Annotated in this window: 15 protein-coding genes; 5 read left to right on the forward strand and 10 right to left on the reverse strand. The window is 49.0% G+C overall.

What is annotated here, in order from left to right:
- On the forward strand, positions 1-184 hold a 184-nt coding region (locus HMPREF2625_RS10960; protein WP_210394404.1), incomplete at its 5' end, for a hypothetical protein.
- Positions 185-708: 524 nt separating this feature from the next.
- Here the strand turns inward: HMPREF2625_RS10960 and HMPREF2625_RS08410 are convergent.
- The 4 genes from HMPREF2625_RS08410 to HMPREF2625_RS08425 form a co-directional block, all read right to left on the reverse strand.
- A complete protein-coding gene (locus HMPREF2625_RS08410) occupies positions 709-2373 on the reverse strand; it encodes a cytochrome bc1 complex cytochrome b subunit (RefSeq protein WP_070523908.1) in 1665 nt (554 codons plus the stop codon).
- Positions 2374-2376: 3 nt separating this feature from the next.
- On the reverse strand, positions 2377-3483 hold the full coding sequence (locus HMPREF2625_RS08415; RefSeq protein WP_004004660.1) for a cytochrome bc1 complex Rieske iron-sulfur subunit: 1107 nt from the start codon (positions 3481-3483) through the stop codon (positions 2377-2379).
- A 43-nt stretch (positions 3484-3526) separates the two neighbouring features.
- Complete coding sequence (locus tag HMPREF2625_RS08420) at positions 3527-4321, reverse strand: cytochrome bc1 complex diheme cytochrome c subunit (protein ID WP_004004661.1); 795 nt, start codon at positions 4319-4321, stop codon at positions 3527-3529.
- A 62-nt stretch (positions 4322-4383) separates the two neighbouring features.
- On the reverse strand, positions 4384-5022 hold the full coding sequence (locus tag HMPREF2625_RS08425; protein WP_004004662.1) for an aa3-type cytochrome oxidase subunit III: 639 nt from the start codon (positions 5020-5022) through the stop codon (positions 4384-4386).
- A 232-nt stretch (positions 5023-5254) separates the two neighbouring features.
- On the opposite strand from HMPREF2625_RS08425, the gene trpD reads away from it, so the two are divergent.
- The 4 genes from trpD to HMPREF2625_RS08445 all read left to right on the forward strand — a co-directional run bounded on the left by trpD (position 5255) and on the right by HMPREF2625_RS08445 (position 8712).
- Positions 5255-6346, forward strand: a complete 1092-nt coding sequence (trpD, locus tag HMPREF2625_RS08430; RefSeq protein ID WP_210394406.1) for an anthranilate phosphoribosyltransferase — start codon at positions 5255-5257, stop codon at positions 6344-6346.
- Positions 6347-6663: 317 nt separating this feature from the next.
- The gene (locus tag HMPREF2625_RS08435; protein ID WP_070523910.1) at positions 6664-7149 is read left to right on the forward strand and encodes an NfeD family protein; all 486 of its coding nucleotides are present in this window, start codon (positions 6664-6666) and stop codon (positions 7147-7149) included.
- A gap of 65 nt (positions 7150-7214) precedes the next feature.
- The gene (locus HMPREF2625_RS08440; protein ID WP_070523912.1) at positions 7215-8207 is read left to right on the forward strand and encodes an SPFH domain-containing protein; all 993 of its coding nucleotides are present in this window, start codon (positions 7215-7217) and stop codon (positions 8205-8207) included.
- 166 nt (positions 8208-8373) lie between these two features.
- Positions 8374-8712, forward strand: a complete 339-nt coding sequence (locus HMPREF2625_RS08445) for an RNA polymerase-binding protein RbpA (protein ID WP_070523914.1) — start codon at positions 8374-8376, stop codon at positions 8710-8712.
- 83 nt (positions 8713-8795) lie between these two features.
- Here HMPREF2625_RS08445 and HMPREF2625_RS08450 read toward each other — a convergent pair whose 3' ends face one another.
- The 6 genes from HMPREF2625_RS08450 to HMPREF2625_RS08475 all read right to left on the reverse strand — a co-directional run bounded on the left by HMPREF2625_RS08450 (position 8796) and on the right by HMPREF2625_RS08475 (position 17655).
- Entirely contained in the window at positions 8796-10382 is a 1587-nt protein-coding gene (locus HMPREF2625_RS08450; RefSeq protein ID WP_070523916.1) for an APC family permease, read from the reverse strand.
- A gap of 240 nt (positions 10383-10622) precedes the next feature.
- Entirely contained in the window at positions 10623-11993 is a 1371-nt protein-coding gene (gene gabT / locus HMPREF2625_RS08455) for a 4-aminobutyrate--2-oxoglutarate transaminase (RefSeq protein WP_070523918.1), read from the reverse strand.
- Between the two features lie 141 nt (positions 11994-12134).
- Positions 12135-13562: a gamma-aminobutyraldehyde dehydrogenase gene (locus tag HMPREF2625_RS08460; RefSeq protein WP_070523920.1), complete on the reverse strand. Its 1428-nt coding sequence runs from the start codon at positions 13560-13562 to the stop codon at positions 12135-12137.
- A 132-nt stretch (positions 13563-13694) separates the two neighbouring features.
- On the reverse strand, positions 13695-15167 hold the full coding sequence (locus HMPREF2625_RS08465) for an NAD-dependent succinate-semialdehyde dehydrogenase (protein WP_070523923.1): 1473 nt from the start codon (positions 15165-15167) through the stop codon (positions 13695-13697).
- Between the two features lie 56 nt (positions 15168-15223).
- Complete coding sequence (locus HMPREF2625_RS08470; RefSeq protein ID WP_238382326.1) at positions 15224-16117, reverse strand: universal stress protein; 894 nt, start codon at positions 16115-16117, stop codon at positions 15224-15226.
- Positions 16118-16212: 95 nt separating this feature from the next.
- Positions 16213-17655 carry a flavin monoamine oxidase family protein gene (locus HMPREF2625_RS08475; protein ID WP_070523925.1) on the reverse strand — a complete coding sequence of 481 codons (1443 nt, stop codon included), beginning with the start codon at positions 17653-17655 and terminating at the stop codon, positions 16213-16215.
- Positions 17656-17754: the final 99 nt, after the last annotated feature.

Genomic DNA, 17754 nt, shown 5'->3' on the forward strand with positions numbered 1-17754 from the left:
GGGTTACATCATCCATATGGATGATGTAACCCCACCTTTTACTGTATTCCAGAGATTCTCGAATAAAGTTCTATCTGCCCCAGATATGGGAGGTAAGAAAAAGCTAGTTGGATTAATTGTCTGTATTGGCAGCTTATCTGGGGATCATCAAAGCAGCAGAGACGCACCAATATTGATCGGATGAATCTTGGGAGAGTAACCGCCCATATAATCGTGCCCATCGCACGATAATAGTTTTTGCAGAGGCAGCTTCGCTTATCAGTACGCTCGGCTCGAAAGAAAAGACGGCATTAATATGCTCGCAGAAGTGCTCTCTCTGCAAGAATTCTGGAGTCTCAACCTCAAACCTAGGTTGTTGCTACTTTTATCTGTTAATCCGCGAGGCTCCTTCCTGCCTCTAAGAGCCAGCGGCATGATAGTTTGTGACGGGGTATGTGCTTAGTACGCATGAAGTTATTCCATTATGGCATCAGGTATATAGCGATCGCTGATAAGTAAGCAAAGATTTATAATTCTTAGTTTCAGGAATAGGGCCATGCTGCTTATGAGAATTTTTCATGAGAAAGTCTGGACTCCTGGCTTAGAAGATGGATATGATATTGGGTCAGCAGCAACATTGCTGGAAGAGATACATACGATACAAACGTTGAGGGTTGGTCCCACAGTTTTGTGGAACCAACCCTCAAGTAAACTTATGAAGTTGTAACTTTAGCCCTTAATCTCGGGGCTATCAGAGGAAGCGCCCTCAATCCTTTGAGCTTCATTATGTTCATGATGAGCTTCTTCTAGCTCAGTAGGAGTTACAGGAAGAACACGATCAGTAAAGAACAACTTCGATAAGGTGCCTCGTGCTTTCTCAAGCATTGTAACCTTCCCCTTAGCATTGGGGCGTGCAGGTATTACATCTGGTGAATCGAAACTAACTAGCTTGTACCGACGATACTCGTCAAGAGGCTTGTGCACCTCAATAAACTCACCATGGGGGAGTTGCACCACTTGACCAGTTTCGATGCCATGAAGCACTAGCTCACGATCTTTACGCTGTAAGGAGAGGCAGATCCTTCGGGTAATCTCGAAACCAAGGATGGGTCCAAGGAAGAAGAGCGCACGCAATACATAAGCTACATCATTTAGCGAGACGTGGAAATGCGTTGCGATCAAATCAGAAGATGCTGCGATCATCAAAACTGAGTAGTAGATGATACCTGCAACACCGGCGCCTGTACGGAATGGAGCGTTACGCGGGCGATCAAGAATATTATGAACCCGATTATCTTTGGTGACCCAACGTTCGATCCAAGGCCACGTGAATAAGAATCCCATCAAGACACCTGCGAGTGCAAAAGGCAGTAGGACATTCAGAACCCATGTTCCACCGAACTGCCATTCCCATGACCATGGCCAAACACCAGGCCATAGACGTAATGCACCGTCACCAAAGCCTACGTACCAGTCAGGCTGAGTACCTGCTTGAACTGGAGATGGATCGTAGGGGCCATAGTTCCATATTGCGTTAATAGTGAAGGTGGAAGCTAAGAAAGCGATGATACCGAAAACTATGAAGAAGAAACCGCCTGCTTTTGCAGCATAAACCGGGCCTACAGGAAAACCAACAACGTTATTGTTGGTACGACCGGGCGCTGGATATTGGGTGTGTTTATGCAGGACAACCATGAACATATGCAGTCCAACGCACAACAACAGAACTGCCGGAATGATCATGATATGCAGGCTGTATAGGCGGCTAATAATGTGTTCACCTGGGAACTCGCCTCCGAAGAAGAAAAGCGAGAGGTATGTACCTACAAGCGGAATTGCGACCATAATGCCATCGACAATTCGCAAACCGTTACCAGAGAGCACATCATCGGGGAGGGAGTACCCAGTAAAGCCCGCCATAATGCCCGTGACAAAGAGGACGCAACCTACAACCCAGTTCAGCTCACGTGGACGGCGGAAAGCCCCTGTAAAGAAGACACGGAGCATGTGGATACAGATGGCCAACATAAACATGAGAGCCGCCCAGTGGTGAATCTGACGGATCAACAGGCCCCCGCGAATATCAAAAGAGATATCTAAAGTAGACGCAAACGCAACAGACATTTCTGTACCCTTCATGGGTACATATGAACCGTCATAGGTAACTGCAGCGGTTGATGGGTTAAACCAGAATGTTAAAAAAGTTCCTGAAATAAGGAGCACTACAAAGCTGTATAGAGCCACCTCACCGAACATAAAGGACCAGTGATCTGGAAAGATTTTTCGGCCAAATTCTTTAACAACCCCAGACATGCCAACACGCGTATCAACAAAATTCGCGATACGCCCAGCGTTGCTTTTAGGTTTGTACTCGTAGCCAGTTGTTGTAGACATTACTTATTTCGCCTCCTTCTCACGCTCTGCACGCATTTCTTCGACGTGCTGACCGCGTTCCCAATACGCGGGACCAACTGGCTCATGGAAGTCACTCTGAGCCACAAGATAACCATTATCATCGACTGTAATCGGCAACTGTGGGAGTGCGTGACCTGCAGGACCGAATACAACCTTGCATTCATCTGCCGCATCAAAAGTAGACTGATGGCACGGGCACAGCAGATGGTGCGTTCGCTGCTCGTACAGCGCGATGGGACATCCAACGTGTGTACAGACCTTCGAATAAGCGACTATACCGTCAACGTGCCAGTTTTTGCGTTCTTCCGAAATCTTCATCTCATTGGGGTCAAGACGCATCAACAAGACAACTGCTTTAGCTTTTTCCTCTAGGTAGCCATTTTCATGGCTGAGGGATGTGATGGTCTCCGGCAGAACGTGATAAGCGGATCCGATCGTAACGTCAGAAGCTTTAATCGGAGTCCCAGAAGGGTCGCGTACAAGACGGACACCCTGATCCCACATCGTGTGTTTAAGAACGGCAGGATCATTCGGCCCCAGATCGCGCAGGAACGTAATAAAAGTTAACGGAGCCAGAATAACTGAGCCAATGAGAGTATTGCGCAGGAGAGGACGGCGTTTAATACCTGACTCATCAATAATAGTTTCGATGATTTCTTCTGCCTCGGCGCGATCCTCTTCAGGACGTAAATCGTGCCGCTCCTCAACGAGTTCATGGTCAGGCATAAGCGTACGTGCCCAATGAACAACTCCAATACCAATGCCGAACATAGCGAATGCTATACCTAAACCAAGCAAGAGGTTCTGCAGCTGCAGTTTACTGGTAGGCTCCGTATTGTTTACATCAAAGAAGTTACCTTCAACTGATATACCGAAATACGCGACCCAGAATAACAAAGAGCCGAGCATTGATAGTACAAAGAGTAGAATAACTTGGCGCTCAGCACCTTTAGCACGCTTCGAATCCACATCTGTCAGACGTGGACGATGTGGAGGCAGCCCAGGATTCTGAAACTGCTCCTTTGAATCCTCTGAAGAGGTAACTACGGTAACGCTCTGAGCGTCTTGACCGTCACGATGGTTTCCCATGTGTTGCCTCAAATCTTTTCCGATACGAATAGTATGTGCGTATTTATGCTGAGCGAGAGGTCAGCCAAATAACAAAGATAAGCACGATCCCTAGACCGACGCTCCAAATCAACAGACCTTCAGCGACAGGACCTAGAGAGCCTAGCTTAAGACCACCAGGGGAAACATTTTTTTCCTGTGCTTTCAAATAGGTGATAACATCACGCTTCTCTTGCGGGGTAAGGTTTGCGTCGTTGAAAACAGGCATATTTTGAGGTCCAGTTTCCATGGCTTCATAGATATGTTGTTCGCTAACACCCATGAGAGAAGGAGCAAACTTCCCTCGGGTAAGAGCACCACCCGCACCAGCCGCGTTATGACACATTGCGCAGTTGGCTAGGAAGACACGGGCACCATTTGCGGCATCGCCTTTGGTGGTATCTAGATTCTCTGCTTCAGGTATTGCAGGACCGGCGCCCAGCGAAGCAACATATGCAGAGAGCTGCTTCGTCTGTTCCTCGTTGAACTCACCAGGTTTGACTTGAGCCTGTGTACCTTGCATCTGCATAGGCATGCGGCCGGTACCAACCTGAAAATCAACTGCGGCTGCCCCAACACCGATGAGCGAAGGACCATCAGCGGTGCCTTCAGCGTTCATTCCATGGCAGGTTGCACAGTTGGCTTGGAAGAGTTTCTGACCAGCGTTTACGTCATCTTGAGTGTATGCATGGCTTGACTCGGCCTTGGCCTGATTGGTGGCAGTGGCAACTGTGTAGAGACCACCAGTAAGGATGAGAGCCAACGCAAGCAACACAATAGCTGCAAGCGGGTGACGCCGCTTCTGTGAAAGTGCCTTCACGTCTTTTGTTCCTTGTGTGTGCTAGTAAAAATGGATACGGACGGGGCGAGAGTGTTGGACTGTTATTTGACGAAGTACACCACGGCAAATAGAGCGAGCCACACGACATCTACAAAGTGCCAGTAGTACGAGACAACGATTGCACTAGTGGCTTCGTAATGACCAAATCGCTTAGCGACAAATGCGCGACCAATGATCAGGAGGAAAGCTACTAGACCAGCTGTCACGTGTAACGCATGGAACCCTGTTGTGATGTAGAAAGCGGATCCGTAAGCGCTAGATGCAATGGTTACGCCTTCTGAAACCAAGGTTGCGTACTCATAAGCCTGGCCACAGACGAAGATTGCGCCCATGATGAAAGTCAACACAAACCATTCAGCCATACCCCATGCCTTAATATTCAGCAAAGAACCGGAGCGGCGTGGTTTGAGCTGTTCTGCGGCAAATACGCCCATCTGGCATGTCACAGAACTCAGCACAAGAACGATTGTGTTGATAAAAGCGAAGGGAACGTTAAGGATATGTACATTATCAGCCCAAATGTCAGGACGTGATGCCTTAAGGGTGAAGTACATAGCAAAAAGCCCGGCAAAGAACATCAGCTCTGATGCCAACCACACGACGGTACCAATGGCGACCGTGTTGGGTCGGTTAAGAGCCGGATGTGCCGGCCTGCTGGGGTTATTGGTTACAGTTGTCACATAGACATTATGTCGCTAAAACTTGCGAAGAGCGAATACATAACCTCTTAAATCTTGCGATGTGTTGGGAAAATCCTTAGAGTTCCCTGTAAACTAGCGGTTTTTACGAGATTTGTGCGACACGCTCTATGTGTAATGTTTTGGTAAGTTCGTGGGGGAGAGAAGCCTCAAAGCTGTGGCACCCTATGCGCTGGCAGCAGATGAATCCTGCAGGAAGGTTAAAATCGGGAGTATGGATATAACTGCACATGAGTCATCAACCTGGAAATACATTTTGAATCAGCTCATCTCTGGGCAGGATCTCGGTTCTCGCCATGTGGACTGGGCTATGGATGAAATTATGACTGGTTCAACGCCTGAACCTATACTCGCTTCCTTCCTGACATCGCTCCACATGAAGGGGGAGACCTCTGAAGAGTTAGGCGCCCTTGCGCGAGGAATGCTTGCAAAAGCTGAAACTATTGATCTTGACGTACACGCGGTTGATATTGTAGGCACTGGCGGAGATCAGCAGAATACCGTCAATATATCCACCATGGCAGCCTTGGTTATTGCTGGTACAGGTGCGACAGTTGTTAAACATGGTAACCGGGCGTCAACCTCTAAATCAGGGTCGGCAGATGTCTTGGAGGCGCTAGGTATTCAGCTAGATATGCCGATTAAGTCTGTTGCCGCGTGCGCTCGGCAGGTAGGGATCACCTTTCTATTTGCAATGACTTTTCATCCCTCCATGCGGTTCGTAGGGCCGACTCGAAAAATGTTAGGTATACCAACGGCTTTTAACTACCTAGGACCCATGACAAACCCTGCGCGAGTGTCATCATCTGCAATTGGGGTAGCTAATCCGCAGATGGTAGAAAAGATGGCTTGGGTTTTCGCGAATCGAGGTGACCATGCCCTTGTATTCCGGGGGGATGATGGGCTTGATGAATTGACAATTGCTACAACTTCCCAGATCTGGGAAGCAAGTGGGGGTACTCTTCAGAAATATGTCTTTAATCCCGAAGGCTATGGGATTGAGCGTTCTTCATTAGATAGCCTGCGAGGGGGAGACGCTGAGTATAACGCCAGTGTGTTTCGCGCAGTATTAGCTGGGGAGGGCGAGTCGGCAAAAGACTCGTTGCATGCAATTCGCAATGCAGTTCTTATTAATGCGGCGGCCGGTCTGATAGCTTACCGAAAAAACGACGGCAGGAGTTTTGAGGAACGGTACACAGAAGCCTTGGTGGATGCACGCCAATCTATTGATACTGGGGCAGCAGCTCAAGTTTTGAACGCTTGGGTAGAGTTTAGCCACCTGGCGGTAGAAACGCCGAGTCCGTAAAGCGCCTATTCATGTAAATAGAAGAGGTTGGTGTATCTATAGCTTTACTGGACATTGAGGAGAAAGAAGCTGCTGGGGTGAAACCGTCTTTACGAGGGCGCACTGGCAGCTAATCCGGTTCAATTGCACGGAAGGTTGAGTGGCTGGGGTGTGGTTTTCTGATTCTACTTTACATAATGTATATTATCGGCTATTTGTAGTGTTGTGAGTTTGTGTGAGTAAACTCTTTGATTGGTGATGCACCTCATGGAATAATGTTTGTATAGCTTGGGCGCTCTATTGCGTTGGATTATTGTGCCTACGATGAGGAGGAAAATATGGATTGGCTCTTTGACAGCCCATGGACATTTTGGCTGATGCTAGCTTTGCTCTTTGCGATAATTGAGATGCTGTCTCTAGATCTCTTTTTCTTGATGCTTTCCCTATCTGCCCTCATCACATCGGCTATTTCACCATTGATCGAACATTTCTTCGCTCGAGGAATAGTTTTCGCGGTTTTGTGCATCCTTTTTGTGCTTATTCTACGTCCGCCTCTTCTGAAACGCCTCAATCGCTCTGCCGGAAATACCGTTACAAATGCCAAAGCCCTTAGGGGTAAAACTGTTCTTGTGACAGAGGATGTCACTGCTGAATCTGGTTTAGTGCGTCTTGAAGGCGAAATTTGGACAGCACGTACTTCAGGAGCTCCTATCCCCTCCGGTTCCTACGCCCAGGTCGAAACTATTAACGGCGCTACAGCGTTTGTGTACCCGCATGTATCAACTTTGCCAGAAGGATCAGCTATTACCCCTGAAGCTGAATAAAATGTTCCATATACGCCCCTAAATTTTGTTATTAATCACCGAAAAAGAAAGTAGGTAATGAAGATATGGTCCCAATTATTCTTCTTGTGATTCTCTTCATTTTTGTTCTTATCTTGTTGGCTAAAACCATCCGGGTGATTCCTCAAGGTCGAGCAGGAATCGTTGAGCGTCTTGGTAAGTTCCGAACCGTGCTAGAACCCGGTTTACATATGGTGGTACCGATTATTGACCGCGTGCTGCCTCTAATTGATGTCCGTGAGCAGGTTGTCTCGTTCCCCTCGCAGTCCGTGATTACCGAAGATAACCTTGTGGTTGGGATCGATACCGTTGTTTACTTTCAGGTAACAAGCCCCAAGGATGCAACCTATGAAATTACGAACTATATTCGTGCTGTTGACGAGCTCACTAGTGCGACCCTCCGTAACGTAGTCGGTGGTCTAAACCTTGAGCAGACCTTGACCTCTCGCGATCAAATCAACGCGGAATTGCGCGGAGTTCTTGATGCTACAACCGGCCGTTGGGGACTACGAGTATCTCGTGTCGATATTAAAGAAATTCAGCCTCCACACTCTATCCAGGACTCAATGGAGAAGCAGATGCGTGCAGAGCGTGATCGTCGTGCTGCCATTCTGACGGCCGAAGGTCAGAAGCAGTCAGATATTCTGACGGCTGAAGGTGAATCTAGGGCTGCTATCCTTCGCGCGGAAGCTGAAAAACAGGCTCAAATTCTTCGAGCTGAAGGTGACGCTCAATCTGCAATCCTTCGAGCTGACGGTGAAGCTAAAGCTGTTCATAAGGTATTCGAAGCCATCCATCAATCTAACCCGAGCCAACAGCTACTCACCTATCAGTATCTGCAAACCTTGCCCAAACTTGCTGACGGCCAAGCTAATAAACTCTGGTTTATCCCCACAGAACTTGGCGATGCTCTACGAGGTCTTGGTAACGCATTCGGCAATTTGCCGGTATCGGACATTAACGATGGATCGACAAAAGCAGCGTATACAAAGCCTGATACTTTTGAGAACCCATCTCAAGGATATGGCTTCAATAGTTAAGATAGTTTAGCTTGACTTCGCGAATAGCTGTCTCTAATAGTTGGGCGGCGGAGAATATTCTCGATATAATGGATGTTTTAGACGTTCGAGGGAATAGCTCTCCCCCGCCCAACGTTATGCAGCCGCTGAGTATCTGCGGAAACCCTTTCTGGAGTCTGGAGGAATTGTGAGCGATCGTAGCCTGCGTGGTATGCGTCTTGGAACTCAATCTATGGAAACCGAGTCCAATGTACAGCCTGCACCCCGTCAACGTGTAGAGTACCGAACCACTGATGGTGACCGCGTATTTGTGACCTTTGCTGCTGAAGCTGAAATTCCACAGGTCTGGGTTGCTAAAACTGGCAAAGAAGCATATCTTGTCAACGGCGAGAGTGACGCCCAGAATGACGATGATAAGCCAGCTCGTACACACTGGGACATGCTAATGGAACGACGTAGCGTTGAAGAGTTAGAGAAGACTCTAGAAGATCGGTTGAAATACTACCGTTCTCATTATGCACTGTAGGATACTTTCATAATGCATAAGGGAGAGGAACCCTTTTAGAGGCTCCTCTCCCCTTCTTGTGCACTTGTGCACATGAGAAATAACTAGTCAATCATATGCTCTACCTCCATCGGGACTTCGCCTTTGAAGAAGGCAGGACGGAGGTAACGTTGATACACCATAACGCAAATTCCTAAGAGAAGAATCGCGACACTTAAGCAGAAAACTAGCCCGACTCCCCCAATTTCAGACCCCGAGCCATGATGGGGATCCATGGAATCATAAGTCGTCTGAATGAAGAAAACAAGAAGCATAATGCCTCCCAAAAGGGGAAACAAAAACTTGTTCACAAATGATTTAAAGCCTGATGAGAAGGCCACCTTTCGAAAATACCATACACAAGCAAATGCCGTCACGCCGTAGTATAAACAGACCATCAAACTCAAAGCGGAGATGGTATCCCAAAGCACAGAGGTTGAAATAAAACGCATAAGAACGTAGAACAAGGTAGCAATCAGACAGGAAGCGATGGTCGCATAACTAGGTGATTGGTACTTTGGGCTAATACTCGCAAACTTAGGCCCGAGTGCCTTGTAATATCCCATGGCTAGCAATGTTCGAGCTGGTGAAACTGCCGTGGATTGTAAAGAGGCTAAGGCCGAAATAAGAACTGCGAAAGACATAATAATTCCGAGAGAACCTAGTACAGGTCCCGAAAGAACAGCAAAAATATTCTCCTGGTTATCAGAGTTTCCTAGACCCAGACCTTCTGAGGACGTACCCGCAAATGCCAAAGTCCCCACAGAGATTAACAGGTACAGTAGAACTACTGTGAGGATAGTGCCAACAGCTGCGTGACCGCTAGTTGTATGCTCGCCTTCTGTTTCTTCATTCATAGTGAGGACAGCGTCCCAACCCCAATATATGAAGAAGACAAGAGATATGCCGGAAGAGAAAGCAGAGAATGACTCGATTCCGAAGGGGTTAAACCATTCAAGAGTCGGAACAAGGTTAGCAAACCCAGTATTTGTGACAGCTTTATAGAGAGCGACACCGGCAAAAATAGCGAGTACGACAAGCTGGAAAATAATGAAAACAGTTTGGATTTTCTGAGTCGCATCCAGCCCGCGGTATGTGATGTAACACCCGAAACCCATCAAGGCTAAGAATGTGCCGATATTGATAAAGGTATTACTTGAAAGCGTCGCTAGATCTGGGTTAGAAAAAACCTGAGACAAAGCCAGGTAAAAGAAATCCACAGCTATACCTGCGAGGTTTGAGAGAACCAAGATGGTAGCTGCTAATAGTGCCCAGCCTCCGAGCCAACCAACCCACGGACCAAATGCTTTGGTTGTCCAAGTGAATGTTGTTCCCGCATCCGGCATAGCAGCGTTAAGCTCTCGGTAGCCAATAGCTACCAATAGCATAGGGATAAACCCAACGAGAAAGATCGCGGGCATGTGCTCCCCCGCTACAGCTCCTACAGGACCCAGAGCCCCCGATAATGAGTATGCGGGTGCTACCACAGAGATACCAATAATAATGGAGCCAAAAAGAGATACAGATCCGGAAGATAATCCCTTTTTGTTAGCGGCGCTTGTATCAATAGCACCGTGGGGGTTATTTGATGCAGAATCTTTGGCTAGACTCTGACCTTTATGTAACTTGTGGGGTTGATTATTCTGAGACAAGGTGCTCTCCCTCTATCGGAGTGTCGTCGCCAGACGGTGTGTGCTTATAGCGACCTGCTCAATATGCGATTTAGTCTAATTGATCTAGAACAGTAGTAAAATCACCTGAATTTTTGTCTACAAGGTGTGCGCATAATAGCTATAGGTAAATAACTGGCGCATGTGTGGAATAGGATTAGCTGTGACAAGAGCCCCGATCGTTATATGAGATATGACCGGGGTCCTGTAAGCCTCCAAAAATTATGAAACGCTTCGAATACCTTCGATAAGAATATTCATTGACTGTTTTAGGAGCTCATCACTGATAGTAAGCGGAGGAAGCAGACGAATAATGTTGCCGTAAGTACCACAAGTAAGAATGAGTACTCCTCGTTGCTGACAGTAAGCCGCGATATCCTTAGCCGCCGTGGGATGCGGGGCTTTAGAGATAGAGTCTGCTACGAACTCCAGTGCGAGCATAGCACCGCGTCCGCGGAAATCCCCTACAATGTCTAGCTCATCAACAAGCGGGGCTAACGCTGCTGTCACCAGTTTCTCAATATGCAGAGCTCGTGCGTTCAAATCAAGATCCTGCATAGTTTCAATAGCTGCAAGAGCAGCCGCACAAGATACAGGATTACCACCATATGTTCCGCCTAATCCTCCTGGTTGAACTTTATCAAAAAGCTCTGCCCGACCAGTGACGGCTGAAAGCGGCATACCACCAGCAATGCCCTTAGCAGTGGTGACCAAATCGGGTTCAATGCCCTCGTACTCACTCGCAAACCATTTGCCAGTGCGGCAGAAACCAGTTTGTACTTCATCAGCGATAAAGACGATACCTTTTTCGCGTGCCCATGCAACCAGCGTTGGTAAGAAACCATCGGCGGGAACAATGAACCCTCCTTCACCCTGGATAGGCTCGATGAGAATCGCGGCTACATATTCTGAACCAATTTGCTTCTCGATCATGTTGATGGTGCGTTGAGCTGCCTCTTTACCATCCATGCTCTGATCGTCCCGGTAAGGGTAGCTCATAGGAGCACGATAGATCTCAGGAGCAAAAGGACCGAAGCCTTTCTTATATGGTGCTACTTTTGCAGTCAACGCCATTGTTAAATTGGTTCGCCCATGGTAGGCATGATCAAAAACAACTACGGCATTGCGACCGGTAGCTGCACGAGCAATTTTTACAGCATTTTCAACTGCCTCCGCACCAGAGTTGAAAAGTACTGAGCGTTTCTCAAAGCGTCCGGGTATTAGCTCGTTTAGTTTTTCAGAAACTGCGATATACCCCTCATAAGGAGTAACCATAAAACAGGTGTGGGTGAAGTGTGTGACCGATTCTTGAACTGCTTGTACCACCTTGGGAGCTGATGCACCAACAGTTGTGACTGCGATACCTGCTCCCAAATCAGCCAACGAGTTACCATCAACATCAATAATGACGCCACCGTCTGCATCAGCCGCGTAAACTGGGAGCCCAGAAGCGACAGATGCAGGAACAGCTTGTGAGCGACGATGCGCAAGAGCACGTGATGAGGGACCGGGGAACTCTCCGGTAAGTTTTATCTCTTGAGGAAGACGATGCATCTCTACCATGAGACTACCTTTCAAAGGAAAACGTAGCATAAGCTACATGGATAATATGTGAATTGTGAAGAGGCGGTACAGCACCTAGACAACAGAGCTGTACCGCTCCACAAGCTCTTCTCTAACGTGTGATGACGCAGGAGCTCTTTTTTGCCGAATTGAGCTTGGAGAAGCTGTTCTTTATGCGCTCAAATCACTCATGACGTGTTTAACACGTGTGTATTCTTCAACGGAATACAAGGAAAGATCCTTACCGTAACCCGAGTATTTGAATCCACCATGAGGCATTTCAGCAGTCAGAAGTACGTGCGTATTAATCCAAACCGCTCCGAAATCAAGATCGCGAGAAACTCGCATAGCAGTACTATGATTTGATGTCCAAACTGATGACGCCAACGCATAATTTACATCGTTAGCGAGCTCAACTGCTTCCGCCTCTGTAGTAAATTTTTGGAGCGTAAGAACTGGTCCGAAGGTCTCTTCTTGGACAACAGCATCGTCTTGATTGACTCCGCTCAGCACCGTAGGTTCCACAAAAAAGCCACGGGTGCCGCACTGTTTGCCACCGGTTTCAACTGTAACGTGTCCAGGGAGGCTGTTGAGCTTATTCATGACGGTCTTAAAGTGATTGATGTTGTTCAACGGACCGTAGAAGTTCTTTGAATCGTCTTCGTGCCCAGTAGCTGTGTCTTTTGCAGCAGCTACCAGCAGATCTCGGAACTTGTCGTAAACGCTGTCTTGAACGAGTACGCGAGTGACTGCCGTACAATCCTGACCAGCATTGAAATAACCGAAATCTGCGAGCATGCGCGCAGTACGAGGCAAATCCGCGTCTGCAAAAACAACTGCTGGCGCTTTACCGCCAAGCTCTAAATGAGAACGTTTCAGACCAGCTGCAGCGCCGGTAGCAACTGCCTGACCTGCGCGTACTGATCCGGTAATAGAAACCATGGCAGGGGCCGGGTGCCCTACCATAGCTTCACCAGTTTCACCGGTCCCCAGCACAACGTTGACAACACCGGCAGGGTATATTTCCCCTATAAGCCTTGCCAACTCGAGGGTGGATTCTGGTGTGGTGTCAGATGGCTTGAGAACTACAGTATTCCCGGCAGCGAGCGCGGGACCCAACTTCCATAATGCCATCATGAGGGGATAGTTCCAGGGGGTTACTTGGGCGACGACGCCGATGGGTTCGCGCCGTACGTATGAGGTATGTCCTTCCATGTATTCGGTTGCTGCTTTTCCTTCTAGGGTGCGTGCTGCCCCTGCGAAGAAGCGTAGCTGGTTGGCGCCGACGAGGACTTCTTCGTCACGGATGAGTTCTCGGGGCTGTCCGGTGTTGCGGTGTTGGGCTTCAACGAGTACGTCGACGTTTTCTTCGAGCGCGTCTGCGAGTTTGAGGAGAAGTAGCTGGCGATCTGAAGGGGTCGTATGTTTCCACGTTTTGAATGCGTCTTGAGCCGCATGCATGGCGGTGTTGACGTCGTCGTCAGTGGATATTGGTGCTTGTGCTATGACTTCGCCGGTTACGGGGTATACGATGTCGAGTACCTCATCAGAGGTGGAATCGACGAACTTGCCGTTGATGAAATTCTTCAAGCGCTTCATAACGTTCTCCTTTGGGGTTGGACTTACGTAGGTTTGTAAGTTTGTGTGTGCTCGTTTTTCCTTGTGGAAAGGTAAAACGAACCCTTCGAGAAATTGTTGTGTTGTGCGTATCTTGGATGGTTTTTGGGTGGTTTAGCTGGCGTATGGGTCTTTGATGCCGATGTATTGTGTGTAGGTGTATTCGGCGATGCCTTCGGCGGCTCCTTCCCGTCCTAGTCCGGAGTGTTTAACGCCTCCGAATGGGGCTGCAGCGTTTGACATGATGCCGATGTTGAGGCCTGTCATGCCGACTTCTAGGCGGTCTAGTGTTCGCAGGGCGCGGGATGTATCTGTTGTGTAGACGTAGGATGCTAGCCCGTATTCTGTGTTGTTGGCGAGTTGGATTGCTTCTTCTTCGGTAGAAAAGGTGATGATGGGTGCTACGGGTCCAAAGATTTCTTCTTGGATGACGCGTGCATCGTGAGGAACGTTGATGAGGACTGTGGGTTGGTAGAAGTATCCGGGACCGTTTTGGGGATAACCGCCGACCAGAGCTTGGGCACCTCGGTCGAGAGCGTCTTGTACAAGTTCGTGGATGGAATCTACTGCTTTTTGTTCTATGAGGGGGCCACAGGTGGTGTCTGGGTTTAGACCGTTGCCGGTTTTGAGATTTGCGATTTTTGTCGCTAGTTTGGTGGAAAATTCTTCGGCACGGGATTCGTGGACTAGGAATCGGTTTGCGGCGGTGCAGGCTTCGCCCATGTTGCGCATTTTTGCTCCCATGGCGCCTTCAACGGCTTCGTCGATATTTGCGTCTTCGAAGACGATGAAGGGGGCGTTTCCGCCGAGTTCCATGGAGGTGCGTAGAACATTTTGCGCGGCTGATTTTAGAAGGGCTTTGCCAACGGGGGTGGAGCCGGTGAATGAGAGTTTGCGCAGGCGTGAGTCTGCAAGGAGAGGATCTGAGACGGCTGATGCAGTTGCTGATGCAACTACGTTGAGTACTCCTGCTGGTAGCCCCGCATCGAGCATGGTTTGTGCGAAGTATTGTGCGGTTAGGGGTGTGAGCCGTGCAGGTTTGAGGATCATTGTGCATCCTGCTGCTATTGCAGCTCCGGCTTTGCGTGTTGCCATGGCTAGTGGGAAGTTCCATGGGGTGATGAGGAGGCATGGCCCTACGGGTTTATGCTTTACCAGTATTTGGTTTTTACCTTCGGGCGTGGGCTGGTAGCGTCCGTAGTCGCGTACGGTTTCTTCGGAGAACCATCGTAAGAATTCGGCTCCGTAGACTACTTCTCCTCGTGATTCTGCGAGGGGTTTTCCCATTTCGAGGGTCATGAGGGTGGCGAATTCTTCGGAGCGATCGGTGATGAGGTCGTATGCCCGTCGTAGTATTTCTGCACGTTCACGCGGCGGCGTGTGTGCCCATTGGTCTTGAACCTGGCATGCTGCGTCTAGGGCTGCTATTGCGTCTTCAGGTGTTGCTGATGCTAAGGTCGTGAGCTTTTCTTCGGTCGCTGGGTTGAGGACATCGAACGTCTCCCCTGCGGATCCTTCACGCCAAGTGTCGCCGATGAGTAGCCCAGTGGGTATTTTGTTAATGAGTTCTTGAAGATGTTGTTCCATTGGTTTCCTTTCCTTGGGGTGATAGTACGGCGGTGTATATCACGTGAGGAGCTGTGCTATTGCTTGATGATGGGGATTGAGCCTGTCCACGGCTGCTGCTGGGAGCCTTTGCGTCCAGGGTGGTAGTCGCGTGGTACTACGACGAGGGGAATAGGAAGTTTGGTCATGATTTTTGCGGTTGTTGAGCTTAGGAAGAGTTCTCCGCGTTGGGCTAGTTTGGAGGATCCGGCCATTAGCACGGAGTCTTCATTCCAGTGCACAGAATCGACCGCTTCTACGATGGTAGTTCCTGCGCCTACGGCGATGCTTAGCTGTTGCGGGTTTATTGGTTTGACTGCGGATTGGTCTACGAGGTCTTGGATGATGCTGCGATAGGTTGTATCGTCTAGGTCTTTTCCTTCTTCGTAGAGTGAGACTAGGCGTACTGGTATGCCTGTTCGGTTTTGGGTGGCTATGGCTTCTTCGACAAGGTTTATGGAGTCGATGTCTGGGGATACGGCGCAGTCGAACTGTTTGATCGTGTGTGAAGCGCTGTATTTACGTGGTGCTAGAGCGACGGGAATACGTGAACGGTGTAGAAGAGCGTTCCCAACCGCCCCTAGTGAGTGCCAAAGCCAATTTCCGGTGTTACCGCCGCCCACTATAATGAGTCCGGCGTCTATGGCGTCAGCTAGTTCTAGTAGGCCGCTGACTGCGGAATCGGCGCGTCGCAGGTGGAAGCGGGCGATTACTTGGGCGGGCACGTAATGTTGTGCTTCTTCAAGCCATTGAACGGCTTGCTTTTGGAGTAAGTCTTCGAAGTTGGATCGTGGCGCTGCAAGGCGAGGACTTTGCGGTTTAATGACATATACTACATCAAGTTCTGCACCCAGGGAGCGAGCTAGTACGACTCCTAGTTGGAGAGCTGAACGACCCCGTGCATCAGGCGAATATCCTACGACGTATTTCATGTTTCCCATCCGTATTTTGGGGAGCTTTACTGGGTGTGTCATTCTTTGGTTCACCCAGTAAAGCTGCCCGTGTGTGCGTTACGATGCGAATGATCTTATTTGAGTTTTGCGGCTAGCAGTTTTGCTGTTTTTTCTCCCATGCGTATAGCACCATCGACATGCTGGTAGCCTTCGGCAGCAATGTCTGAGCATGACCAGTAGATTGGTCCTACTGGGGTTTCTTGGTCTGCGCCGTAGCGATGCAGTCCGCCAAGATCATAGCTGGCTGCGTATGCGCCACGAGTCCATTCTTCGGCACCCCAATCTGATTCGTAGTACACCACGGGATTTTTTGTTTCTTCTCCGAGCATTTGCGCCATGGAGTCTAGGATGCGTTCTTTGCGTTCCTCGGCGCTGATGGTGAACATTTCATCCGCTGCTTCGTCGGAGACGAACCCTACTAGAGTGCCGCGAGCTTCTTCTTCTCCAGTTGCTGGGTCGTAGTTAGTGTTGTCGTAAATCTCTTGTACCAGGTTGTTAGCGGCAAAACAGGTTCCTGAGAGACCCTTGTCCCGCCAGAACGGTGTGGGGTAAACAGCATGCACCTTGATAACCAAACCAAGGGACTGGTGCTGATGCATTTGATGCTGTCGGCGATCTAGCGGCGGCACAAAATGGATACGTGAATATAGGTTCGGAGGAACCGCAACAACAGCGTACTTTGCTCGAACAATGATGTTTTTTTCAGGTGAGGCCTCTCCATCTTCGGAGAAGGCTTCAGCTTCAGCAAGTACGGGGTATTCTCCGTCTTCTTGCCAACGTAGAACGCGGACCGGGTGTTCGAGAATTATATTCTCTTGTCCCACTTTTTCTGCGAGGGCTAAGGAGACGGACTGCATGCCACCCAGAACACGTTTGTCGAGAATAAAATCTTCATCGACAAGGTTAGAGAACGATCCTGCAGATGCAGCCATAAGTACTGCCTGTAAAGCTGAGAATGCGTGAGCCGGCTTAGTGAGCATGCCACCAGCAATGAAGAGCCCAATATTGTTGCATGCTTCTTCATCGTTGGATTGTTCGCGGAGCCAATGGTGAAAGCTAATTGTATCGAGTTCGCGTGCCTTGGGGTGCGCCCAAGGTTTCTCGGCCCCGATCTCTGCCGCAAGCTCATCTAAAATTCCGATGAGTCGTTCCATTTCTCGTTGAGTGTGCTCGTTGGCAGGAAACATGTCTCCGTTGTACCGGTGCATGGTACCGTCAGGGTCGCGATAGAGATTCTCACCTTCGCGGTAACGAGAGAAGGTCTTAAGTCCGAGCTCTTCAACGAGTTCGGTGAGAACAGTCTGATCGGGGGAAATCCATTGTCCGCCGATTTCAAGGAATGCGCCGTCAATATGGTTGTTCCATGTGCGCCCGCCTACACGTTCACGTGCTTCAAGGACTGCAACGGTATGTCCTGCTTGCTGCAGTCGGTATGCTGCAGTGAGTCCGGAAGGACCTGCGCCGATAATTACGACATCGCGGGTCAATTCATTCGTAGTTTCGTTCTTGGTCGTCATGGTTAAACCCTTTCGCTCAAAGAATCACAAAACGAATTGTGTTCGTTTTAGTGTATCCCAGAACACAGAAATTACAAATCTAGGGGCATTTATGAAGCG

Origin of the sequence: Rothia sp. HMSC064D08, assembly GCF_001809525.1 — a bacterium.
GTDB classification, from domain to species: domain Bacteria; phylum Actinomycetota; class Actinomycetes; order Actinomycetales; family Micrococcaceae; genus Rothia; species Rothia dentocariosa.